Origin of the sequence: Tepidibacter hydrothermalis (assembly GCF_029542625.1) — a bacterium.
GTDB lineage: Bacteria > Bacillota > Clostridia > Peptostreptococcales > Peptostreptococcaceae > Tepidibacter_A > Tepidibacter_A hydrothermalis.
Genome location: NZ_CP120733.1, coordinates 3,893,295 through 3,904,964 on the forward strand (window position 1 = coordinate 3,893,295; position 11,670 = coordinate 3,904,964).

Genomic DNA, 11,670 nt, shown 5'->3' on the forward strand with positions numbered 1-11,670 from the left:
TTTGAAAGTATTAAAATCTAATACTTACAACTTAAAAGATTATGTGGTTATTATAGCAAAGAGGATACACCTGTTCCCATTCCGAACACAGAAGTTAAGCTCTTTAGCGCCGATGGTACTTGGGGGGCAGCCCCCTGGGAGAGTAGGACGTAGCCACGTAATCTTTTTTTATGCGTTTTTTTATTTGATGTCTGATCCAAAATGAGCCTCATTAAAATACCGCTACTTAAGTCAATATTTTAATAATACTAAGGCTGAGCCTTATGAAACATACTAAAACTTCTTGAAATCCCTTACGGTCAGACACAAGAAGTTTTTTAACGTATATTTTAACATCTCAACCTAAGTATCATAGTAAAATATTAACCAAAAAGTAGCTAACATTATTAATGAGGCTCATTTTTAGTATTGAGTGTAATCTTAAATATAATAAATCTAGAACACTAGAAAAAAAGACTAAGTAACTACTTGAAGAGCTGAAATAAGAAAGAACATTTAAGTAATTTTCTAACATTTTAATAAATCTCATTTTTAGTGTGTATATATAATCAGTAAATCTAGTACTTATAATAAAACCTTCCTGTTTACTCGAAGAGTTTGATATATAAAAAAATAATATCAATAATGAACTTTGGGAAATATAGTTAAACTTCTTAAAAATCATAAGACATAAGAATTTTTTAATATATCAATATAAGTATTATAATAAAAGTTATTTGGGTAAAGACACGTATAGATTGTAAGGTTACTATCTTTTATACAAATGTATATATATGTCTGTAATATATTCGCTTAGAAGCTATAAAGACGTATTAAGAGGAGCAATTTGGAATCACATATGAAATTAGGGAAGGTTACATGATTAACATATCTATTTTTATATTTAGTATTTACACTTATTTATAAAATATTTTATACTAGCAAGTTGATTTTTTGTATAATAAGATACTGTATAATTTTGAATATTTGGACAATAGTAATTAAAAAGCTAAATATTAAACTATTTTAATTGATATAATTTGTTGGCGTAAATCAAAAATTTTATTAATATTAAATTAAAATTCTATATAATATTTACAAATAAAATGTTTTAAATATATGTTTTATGTAGATAATATAGTGAAAAGAGCTTATGATAAGCACTTAATATAGAATTAAAAAGAAATTATAAAAAACTTTAAAAAAAGTGTTGACGAATGTGTCCAAAGGTGATATATTATTACTTGTCCTCGACAACGAGGCAAACACGAAACACAAAATGAACTTTGAAAATTAAACAGTAGGTTATAAATAAATCACAAACAGTGATTTTCGGAAACAACACATAAAGTCAGTTACTGAGTACTGACAAACTTTTATTTAAGAGTTTGATCCTGGCTCAGGATGAACGCTGGCGGCGTGCCTAACACATGCAAGTCGAGCGGAGATTAAGAAGCTTGCTTCTTAATCTTAGCGGCGGACGGGTGAGTAACGCGTGGGTAACCTGCCCTATACACACGGATAACATATCGAAAGATATGCTAATACGAGATAATACATTTTTAAGGCATCTTAAAAATGTCAAAGATTTTATCGGTGTAGGATGGACCCGCGTCCCATTAGCTAGTTGGTGAGGTAAAAGCTTACCAAGGCGACGATGGGTAGCCGACCTGAGAGGGTGATCGGCCACACTGGAACTGAGACACGGTCCAGACTCCTACGGGAGGCAGCAGTGGGGAATATTGCACAATGGGGGAAACCCTGATGCAGCAACGCCGCGTGAGCGATGAAGGCCTTCGGGTCGTAAAGCTCTGTCCTAAGGGAAGATAATGACGGTACCTTAGGAGGAAGCCCCGGCTAACTACGTGCCAGCAGCCGCGGTAATACGTAGGGGGCAAGCGTTATCCGGAATAACTGGGCGTAAAGGGTGCGTAGGCGGCCCTGCAAGTCAGAAGTGAAAGGCTACGGCTCAACCGTAGTAAGCTTTTGAAACTGTAGGGCTTGAGTGCAGGAGAGGAGAGTAGAATTCCTAGTGTAGCGGTGAAATGCGTAGATATTAGGAGGAATACCAGTTGCGAAGGCGGCTCTCTGGACTGTAACTGACGCTGAGGCACGAAAGCGTGGGGAGCGAACAGGATTAGATACCCTGGTAGTCCACGCCGTAAACGATGAGTGCTAGGTGTCGGGGGTTACCCCCCTCGGTGCCGCAGCTAACGCATTAAGCACTCCGCCTGGGGAGTACGCTCGCAAGAGTGAAACTCAAAGGAATTGACGGGGACCCGCACAAGTAGCGGAGCATGTGGTTTAATTCGAAGCAACGCGAAGAACCTTACCTAAGCTTGACATCCCTCAGACCGCTTCTTAATCGAAGCTTTCCCTTCGGGGACTGAGGTGACAGGTGGTGCATGGTTGTCGTCAGCTCGTGTCGTGAGATGTTGGGTTAAGTCCCGCAACGAGCGCAACCCTTATCTTTAGTTGCCAGCATTTCGGATGGGCACTCTAGAGAGACTGCCGAGGATAACTCGGAGGAAGGTGGGGATGACGTCAAATCATCATGCCCCTTATGCTTAGGGCTACACACGTGCTACAATGGCTAGTACAGAGAGTTGCGAAACCGCGAGGTCAAGCTAATCTCTTAAAGCTAGTCTCAGTTCGGATTGCAGGCTGAAACTCGCCTGCATGAAGCTGGAGTTACTAGTAATCGCGAATCAGAATGTCGCGGTGAATGCGTTCCCGGGTCTTGTACACACCGCCCGTCACACCACGGAAGTTGGGGGCGCCCGAAGTCAGATATCCAACCGTAAGGAGGAATCTGCCGAAGGTGAAATCAATGACTGGGGTGAAGTCGTAACAAGGTAGCCGTATCGGAAGGTGCGGCTGGATCACCTCCTTTCTAAGGAGAAATAACCTACTGTTTAATTTTGAGGGTTTATTCCTCAAAATAGTACTTTGAAAATTGAACAGATTTAAATAAATTTAGGTTAAGTTATTAAGGGCGTAGGGCGGATGCCTTGGCACCAAGAGCCGATGAAGGACGTGGTAAGCTGCGATAAGCTTCGGGGAGATGCAAGCAATCTTTGATCCGGAGATTTCCGAATGGGGAAACCCACCTAGAGTAATGTCTAGGTATCCTTAGATGAATTCATAGTCTAAGGAGGGGAACCGGGGGAACTGAAACATCTAAGTACCCCGAGGAGGAGAAAGAAAAATCGATTCCCTGAGTAGCGGCGAGCGAAAGGGGATTAGCCCAAACCTATGAAGTTTTCTTCATAGGGGTTGAGGATATGCTTATTAAGATGGAGGTATTGTAGTCGAAGAGGTTTGGAAAGACCCACCGTAGAAGGTAATAGTCCTGTAGATTAAACGAGAAGACCATCAAGCATACTCCAGAGTACCACGGGACACGTGAAACCCTGTGGGAAGCTGGGGGGACCACCCCCCAAGGCTAAATACTCCTTGGTGACCGATAGCGTATAGTACCGTGAGGGAAAGGTGAAAAGAACCCCGGAAGGGGAGTGAAATAGAACCTGAAACCCTATGCCTACAAGCTGTGGGAGCACATTATTAGTGTGACCACGTACTTTTTGTAGAACGGGCCAACGAGTTACGATAAGTAGCAAGGTTAAGGACTTAGGGTCTGGAGCCGTAGCGAAAGCGAGTCTTAACTGGGCGATTCAGTTACTTGTCGTAGACCCGAAACCGAGCGACCTACCCATGGCCAGGATGAAGCGAAAGTAAAATTTCGTGGAGGTCCGAACCCACGCACGTTGAAAAGTGCGGGGATGAGCTGTGGGTAGAGGTGAAATTCCAATCGAGCTCGGAGATAGCTGGTTCTCCCCGAAATAGCTTTAGGGCTAGCCTCAAGCTTAGAGATGAGGAGGTAGAGCACTGAATGTCCTAGGGGCCCTATGGGTTACCGAAGACTATCAAACTCCGAATGCCTTTATCTTTTGCTTGGGAGTCAGACTGTGGGTGATAAGATTCATAGTCGAGAGGGAAACAGCCCAGACCGTCAGCTAAGGTCCCTAAATGTAAGTTAAGTGGTAAAGGATGTGGGATTGCACAGACAACCAGGATGTTGGCTTAGAAGCAGCCATTCATTCAAAGAGTGCGTAATAGCTCACTGGTCGAGTGATCCTGCGCCGAAAATTATCGGGGCTAAAACTTACTACCGAAGCTACGGCATTGACTTTGTCAATGGGTAGGGGAGCATTCACTGCGGGTTGAAGCTAGACCGGAAGGACTAGTGGACTGCAGTGAAGAGAGAATGTTGGCATGAGTAGCGAGACGTAGGTGAGAATCCTACGGGCCGAAAACCCAAGGTTTCCTGAGGAAGGTTCGTCCGCTCAGGGTTAGTCGGGACCTAAGCCGAGGCCGAAAGGCGTAGGTGATGGACAACAGGTTGAGATTCCTGTACTACCGATAATCGTTTGAAGAATGGGGTGACACAGAAGGATAGGCTATCCTACTATTGGATGTAGGTCCAAGCATTAAGGGAGCACTGATAGGCAAATCCGTCGGTGCAATTCTGAGGTGTGATGGGGAGCGAAATTAAGTAGCGAAGTAGTCGATTTCATGCTGTCAAGAAAAGCCTCTACTGAGATTAAAGGTACCCGTACCGCAAACCGACACAGGTGGGTGAGAAGAGAATTCTAAGGCTAGCGAGAGAACTTTTGTTAAGGAACTCGGCAAAATGACCCCGTAACTTAGGGATAAGGGGTGCCTCATTAGGGTGTATGCCCGAAGAGGCCGCAGAGAATAGGCCCAAGCGACTGTTTACCAAAAACATAGGTTTCTGCTAAGTCGAAAGACGATGTATAGGAGCTGACGCCTGCCCGGTGCTGGAAGGTTAAGGGGATGTGTTAGACGTAAGTCGAAGCATTGAACTTAAGCCCCAGTAAACGGCGGCCGTAACTATAACGGTCCTAAGGTAGCGAAATTCCTTGTCGGGTAAGTTCCGACCCGCACGAAAGGCGTAACGATTTGGGCACTGTCTCAACAAAAGACTCGGTGAAATTGTAATTCCGGTGAAGATGCCGGATACCTGCGACAGGACGGAAAGACCCCATGGAGCTTTACTGTAGCCTGGCATTGGATTTCGATATTACATGTACAGGATAGGTGGGAGACTGAGATACGAGAACGCCAGTTTTCGTGGAGTCACCCTTGGGATACCACCCTTGTAATATTGAGATTCTAACCATAGACCATGAATCTGGTCTTGGGACACTGTCAGGTGGACAGTTTGACTGGGGCGGTCGCCTCCCAAAATGTAACGGAGGCGCCCAAAGGTTCCCTCAGCACGGTCGGAAATCGTGCGAAGAGTGCAAAGGCAAAAGGGAGCTTGATTGCAAGACATACAGGTCGAGCAAGGACGAAAGTCGGGCTTAGTGATCCGGTGGTTCCGCGTGGAAGGGCCATCGCTCAACGGATAAAAGCTACCCTGGGGATAACAGGCTTATCTCCCCCAAGAGTCCACATCGACGGGGAGGTTTGGCACCTCGATGTCGGCTCATCACATCCTGGGGCTGTAGTAGGTCCCAAGGGTTGGGCTGTTCGCCCATTAAAGTGGTACGCGAGCTGGGTTCAGAACGTCGTGAGACAGTTCGGTCCCTATCCGTCGCAGGCGTAGGAAATTTGAGAGGAGCTGTCCTTAGTACGAGAGGACCGGGATGGACATACCTCTGGTGCACCAGTTGTCACGCCAGTGGCATAGCTGGGTAGCTATGTATGGAATGGATAAGCGCTGAAAGCATCTAAGCGCGAAGCCAACCTCAAGATAAGATTTCCCATCTTTATGAGTAAGATCCCAGGAAGACTACCTGGTTGATAGGTTCAAGGTGTAAGCTCAGTAATGAGTTCAGCTGATGAATACTAATAGATCGAGGACTTAACCTTTTATTAAATCTGGTCAATTTTGAAAGTATTAAAATCTAATACTTACAACTTAAAAGATTATGTGGTTATTACAGCAAAGAGGATACACCTGTTCCCATTCCGAACACAGAAGTTAAGCTCTTTAGCGCCGATGGTACTTGGGGGGCAGCCCCCTGGGAGAGTAGGACGTAGCCACGTAGTCTTTTTTTATGCGTATTTTTATTAGAAATGATAAGCGAAAAGATGATTATTTAAATACCGTGAATTCATTAAATAGATTTATATAACTAAGTATTGTACCTTATTAAATATACTAAAACTTCTTAAACTCGCTTAGGCTCAGACATAAGAAGTTTTTTTACGTATATTTAAACGATACAACACAAGTTTTATTAAAATCTATTTAAAAGATTCACTAACATTTAAATAACCATCTTTTTTAGTATGTGAATATAGCAATAAATCTAAAGATAAAAAAATATTACGTTGCTACTAGAAAAGCCAGTTATATTAAAACATTAAAAAATATAGTAAGGATTAATAAATAAAAAAGAGATAACTTTTTAAAATGGTACCTATAGATTGGACACATAAAAAAGAGTGTCTAGTTTATAGGTACTTTTTTGTGTATAATTATCATTGAATATGGAGGCCTTTAGTATGAGTAAAATTACATTTTCAAAAGACAATATTGAAAGATTAAATAAGAACCCTTATGTAAAGCGCGTTAGCGAGAAGTCAATAACATACTCTGACGAGTTTAAAATAATGTTTATTGAGGAGTATTTAAGAGGAAGCACACCACGAACTATTTTCATTGATGCTGGATTTGACGTTGAAATACTTGGTGTCAAGCGCTATGAACAGGCGGCAGCCAGATGGATAAAAGCGTACAAGAAAGATGGAATTATAGGATTAAGTGATACTAGAAGAGTGAATTCAGGCAGACCAAGTAATGCTCCAGTTTCAAAGGACGATATTATTAGCAAACAAGAAGCTAAAATAAAACTGCTTGAGGAACAATTAGAATTGCTAAAAAAGCTCGACGTGACAGAAAGGAGGCTGGTAAACAACTGCGTAAATCTAACAAATAATGAAGTATATGAGTTAATTTTAAAGACTGTGTCTAAAAAAGATTATTCAGGCACAGTTTCTTATTGCTGCTCAATTTTAGGGGTTTCACGTTCAGGTTATTATCATTATTTAAAGACAGCACCTTCTAGAACTATAAGGGAGAATGAAGATTTAAAAGCTAGAGATATTATATTAAAGGCTTATAATTATAGAGGTTATAAGAAAGGTTCTAGATCAATTAAAATGACACTAGAAAATGAGTTTGGTATTATATACAGTAGAAAAAAAATCCAAAGGATTATGCGAAAATACAGTATAGTATGTCCTATAAGAAAAGCCAATCCGTATAGAAGAATAGCCAAAGCGACAAAAGAACATAGAGTAGTACCTAATCTGCTACAGAGAAATTTCAAACAGGGTATTCCTGGCAAGGTGCTACTTACTGATATCACATACATCCCTTACGGGATAAATAAAATGGCATATTTATCAGCTATCAAAGATAGCTCTAGTAACGATATTCTAGCATATCATGTATCTGATCGAATTACTTTAGATATAGCTACAATTACAATTAAAAAATTAGTTAATACACATAAAGCTGATTTACATGATGAAGCTTTTATCCATTCTGACCAAGGGGTCCACTATACAAGCCCTAAATTCCAAAAATTACTAAAAAGCCATAATCTAGGACAATCCATGTCTAGACGTGGTAACTGCTGGGATAATGCACCTCAAGAATCCTTCTTTGGTCATATGAAGGATGAAGTAGATTTCAAAACATGTTCTACACTTGAAGAAGTAATTAATAAAGTTGATAATTACATGGATTACTATAATAATTATAGATGTCAATGGGGATTAAAAAAGATGACTCCTAAACAATTTAGAAATCATCTTTTGAATGCAGCTTAACCCTTTTTTTATAATGTCCTTGACAAAGGGTCCATTTTATTTGTTAATTAGAAGTTATCTCTTTTTTAAATTTAAAGTTATTACATATAGCTATAATGTTTACTCTAGAACCTTTAAAAATTGCTTTATCATTATATAGTGAGATGCTTAATTCATCACCAAATATAAATTTCTTAATAAAATTATGTTTTACAATCAAAAGAGTTTCTTTATTAGATAAGTTTTTAAATTTATTTCTAGTTAAACCTTCATTTAACTTTTTTCTAAAAATATTTTCATCATATATAGGAATTATTTTCTCTATTGGATAAAGTAAAAATGACATAATTAGACTTGAAGCTAAAGTTCCCATTATAACGTTGCTATATAGAGGGAAATTAGTAGGAGTATAGCCATAATTATAATAAGTTATTAAATCACCTGTAAATTGGCCTACAAAACCGAATGGAAGTATAAGTGTACATGATTTTAAGTAGATTTTTAAAAATTGAATTAATTTATTCATAATAACCTCCTAGATTTATAATTAAATCAAATAACTATTTGTCTATCTCATCTATGAAATTTTCAATTCTAGTAACTTTTTTTATTATTCTTAAGGAAATTATATCATTTTTTGTTTTGAGGATAATCTATTGAAAAGGTTAAATTTGTAAGTATTTTTGAGCAACGGAGCCTGAAAGGATCGTTGGGGACATGAGTCACCGCGTTAGCGAGTAGACGAATTTTTTATATACTTAATGTCTGAATTCAAATCCATTAAAAATCCTATAAAAACTAATAGTAATAGAACGAGAATTGCTATTATTAAGATCATAGTAAATATCCTCCAAATTGAATTTTCTAATAAATATTTTAACATATAAAGTAAACTAATCCAAAATAAGAATGGTAACTAAATTAAAGGGTACAATATTTATAAAATAATATTTATGTTTTTGATTTCATTTTTTTAAAATGAATTTTAAAAAAATATATCTAAAATTTGAAATAAACGTTTTTTTATATTATAAATTTTAGTAAAATTAAGATATGCAAGAATAATCTCCCCCTAGAGATATTCATGCTCTAGCCACATAAAAAATAAATAATACAAAAAATAAAAACTATATTATTGAATTAAAAAAATATGTATGATAGTATTTAGAAATATCAAATACGAAATACACTTGTTCACGAAGAGAAGACAAGGAGGATTGAATTTGACTAAAAAAATATTTTATCTAATCGATGAAGATGTTGTACCAGATGTATATAGGAAAGTTATAGAGGTAAAAAAAATATTAAGCTCTGGTAAAGTTAATCAGGTTACAGAAGCAGTTAAAATAGTAGGAATAAGCAGAGGAGCTTTTTATAAATATAAAGATTATGTTTTTTTAAGTAGTAATGATCAACTTGGAAATATAGTTACTTTTTCTATGTTTTTAGATCACACTAAAGGTGTTTTATCAGCAACTCTTAATAGATTAGCTGACTTTGGGTGCAATGTAATAACAATAAATCAAAACATACCTATAAATGATGTAGCGAGTTTAACCTTAACGGTAGATACTAAGGAGATGACTATATCAATAGAAGATGTTATAGAGAAAGTTAAAGAGTTAAATGGAGTATGTAGCTTGCAAATATTAGCAAGAGAATAAGAAATTAAATAAAAGGGGGAGATTAAAAAAATGAAGCGAATTTATTTATCATTAATTTTAGTAGTATCAATGCTATCATCATTATTTCTTGCAGGTTGTTCAGTTAAAGAAAAAGAAGAGGAAGCACAAAATGTAGATGAAAATGTAATAAGAATAGGTGTCTTCGAACCTATGACAGGAGCATCAGCTGCTGGAGGAGAGATGACTGTTGAAGGAATTAAGCTTGCCAATGAAATGTTCGGTGAGGTTTTAGGAAAAAAAGTAGAACTTGTAATAGTAGATAATAAAAGTGATAAGGTAGAGGCTGCAAATGCTGCATCAAGACTTATTGAAAAAAATAAGGTTAGTGCAATAATAGGTAGTTATGGAAGTTCATTATCTATGGCTGCTGGAGACCTAGTAAAAAGTGCAAAGGTTCCAGCTGTTGGATGTTCACCGACTAATCCATTAGTTACTCTTAATAACGATTATTACTTCAGAGTATGCTTTATAGATCCATTCCAAGGAACAGTTATGGCAAACTATGCTTTTAAGGATTTAAAAGCGAAAAAAGCTGCTATAATTCAAGATGTTACTCAAGACTATTCAGTTGGACTTAGCAAATACTTTGTTGATTCATTTAAAGAACTTACAGGAGATGAAAACAGTATAGTTGGAATGACATCTTATAATACAGGAGACCAGGATTTTACAGCACAGCTTACAAATATTAAACAAACTAATCCGGATGTTATATTTGCACCAGGTAACTATGGAGAATGTGCTCTTTTAATAAAGCAAGCTAGAAGTCTTGGGATTGATGTACCTATACTTGGAGGAGATACTTGGGAAGCACCTGAGTTTATAGATATAGGAAAAGAAGCAGTAGAAGGAGCTGTGTTTAGTACTCACTTTACTTCAGAAGCTGCAGTAACAGATTTATCTAAAAAGTTTATGGATGCATATAAGAAAAAATATAATAAAGAGCCTAATACTTTTGCAGCACTTGGCTTTGATGATTACTTAGTTATATTAGATAGTATAAAAAGAGCTAATTCATCTGATCCACAAAAGATAAGAGATGCTATAGCTCAGACTAAGGAATTTGAAGGCGCAACAGGATATATAACTCTTGATGAAAATGGTGATGCTGTTAAGAGTGCTATAATCAAAAAAGTTGAAAATGGCAAATTTAATTATTTAGACACAATTCAACCTAAATAATTAAAATCAAAAATCCTATAATCGTTAATACGATTATAGGATTTTAAATTAATATGAAATTATTAGGAGGGAGAATATATATGAACTTTGAAATATTTATTCAGCATCTATTTAATGGCATTTCCCTTGGGAGCTTATATGCATTAATAGCTATAGGATATACAATGGTTTATGGAATTTTAAGACTTATAAATTTTGCACATGGAGATATATTTATGATAGGGATTTATACAGCTTTTTATGGAACTATATTTACACCACTACCTTGGTGGTTAGTATTTATTTTGGCTATATTATTTACTGGTTTATTTGGAATAATGTTAGAAAAAGCTGTATATAAACCTCTTAGAAATTCACCTAGAATATCTATACTAATATCTGCTATAGGAGCTTCATTTTTGCTTGAAAACTTAGCTATAGTTGTATGTGGAGGAAGACCAAAAGCTTTTCCAATACCTGATATGTTTAGCAGAGTATTTCATTTTGGAAATGTATCTGTCCTTAGCTTAACTTTTTATATACCTATAATAACTTTGATTATATTATTATGTCTTTTATATTTCATAAATAAAACTAAAACAGGTATGGCTATGAGAGCCGTATCAAAAGATTACGAGGCAGCAAGTCTTATGGGAATAGATGTAAACAAGATAATATCTATAACATTTTTTATAGGATCATCTCTTGCCTGTACAGGAGGACTTATGTGGGGTCTGAAATTTCCTCAAATTACACCTTTAATAGGGATTATGCCTGGACTTAAATGCTTTATAGCAGCTGTTGTAGGTGGAATAGGAAATATAACAGGAGCTGTTGTAGGTGGTTTTATATTAGGCCTTGGGGAGATTATGTTAGTAGCATTTTTACCAGCTCTTACTGGATATAGAGATGCTTTTGCATTTGTATTATTAATATTAATACTTTTGATTAAGCCTACAGGGATAATGGGCAAAAATCTAACAGAGAAGGTGTAAAA

The 11,670-nt window shown here is 37.1% G+C and carries 5 protein-coding genes and 4 rRNA genes; 8 read left to right on the forward strand and 1 reads right to left on the reverse strand.

Annotated elements, in window-relative coordinates; translation table 11 throughout:
* Window positions 1-42 precede the first annotated feature (42 nt).
* The 5 genes from rrf (P4S50_RS18410) to P4S50_RS18430 all read left to right on the forward strand — a co-directional run bounded on the left by rrf (P4S50_RS18410) (window position 43) and on the right by P4S50_RS18430 (window position 7,848).
* A 5S ribosomal RNA gene (rrf, locus tag P4S50_RS18410) occupies window positions 43-159 on the forward strand.
* Between the two features lie 1,196 nt (window positions 160-1,355).
* Window positions 1,356-2,872: ribosomal RNA gene (locus P4S50_RS18415) — 16S ribosomal RNA — on the forward strand.
* A gap of 86 nt (window positions 2,873-2,958) precedes the next feature.
* Window positions 2,959-5,877: ribosomal RNA gene (locus tag P4S50_RS18420) — 23S ribosomal RNA — on the forward strand.
* A 60-nt stretch (window positions 5,878-5,937) separates the two neighbouring features.
* Window positions 5,938-6,054, forward strand: a 5S ribosomal RNA gene (rrf, locus tag P4S50_RS18425).
* The 16S, 23S and 5S rRNA genes sit together here, the layout of an rRNA operon.
* A gap of 462 nt (window positions 6,055-6,516) precedes the next feature.
* On the forward strand, window positions 6,517-7,848 hold the full coding sequence (locus tag P4S50_RS18430; RefSeq protein WP_277730718.1) for an IS3 family transposase: 1,332 nt from the start codon (window positions 6,517-6,519) through the stop codon (window positions 7,846-7,848).
* Window positions 7,849-7,891: 43 nt separating this feature from the next.
* On the opposite strand, the gene P4S50_RS18435 is transcribed toward P4S50_RS18430, so the two are convergent.
* Entirely contained in the window at window positions 7,892-8,353 is a 462-nt protein-coding gene (locus tag P4S50_RS18435) for a hypothetical protein (protein WP_277732276.1), read from the reverse strand.
* A gap of 697 nt (window positions 8,354-9,050) precedes the next feature.
* Between P4S50_RS18435 and P4S50_RS18440 the strand changes: the two genes are divergently transcribed.
* The 3 genes from P4S50_RS18440 to P4S50_RS18450 all read left to right on the forward strand — a co-directional run bounded on the left by P4S50_RS18440 (window position 9,051) and on the right by P4S50_RS18450 (window position 11,668).
* Window positions 9,051-9,491, forward strand: a complete 441-nt coding sequence (locus tag P4S50_RS18440) for an ACT domain-containing protein (protein ID WP_277732277.1) — start codon at window positions 9,051-9,053, stop codon at window positions 9,489-9,491.
* Between the two features lie 30 nt (window positions 9,492-9,521).
* Complete coding sequence (locus tag P4S50_RS18445; RefSeq protein ID WP_277732278.1) at window positions 9,522-10,694, forward strand: ABC transporter substrate-binding protein; 1,173 nt, start codon at window positions 9,522-9,524, stop codon at window positions 10,692-10,694.
* Between the two features lie 80 nt (window positions 10,695-10,774).
* Window positions 10,775-11,668 carry a branched-chain amino acid ABC transporter permease gene (locus P4S50_RS18450; protein WP_277732279.1) on the forward strand — a complete coding sequence of 298 codons (894 nt, stop codon included), beginning with the start codon at window positions 10,775-10,777 and terminating at the stop codon, window positions 11,666-11,668.
* Window positions 11,669-11,670 lie beyond the last annotated feature (2 nt).

Coding starts and splice junctions, on each gene's coding strand:
- P4S50_RS18430 (WP_277730718.1), top strand. CDS start 6,517: ATGAGTAAAATTACATTTTCAAAAGACAATATTGAAAGATTAAATAAG.
- P4S50_RS18435 (WP_277732276.1), bottom strand. CDS start 8,353: ATGAATAAATTAATTCAATTTTTAAAAATCTACTTAAAATCATGTACA.
- P4S50_RS18445 (WP_277732278.1), top strand. CDS start 9,522: ATGAAGCGAATTTATTTATCATTAATTTTAGTAGTATCAATGCTATCA.
- P4S50_RS18450 (WP_277732279.1), top strand. CDS start 10,775: ATGAACTTTGAAATATTTATTCAGCATCTATTTAATGGCATTTCCCTT.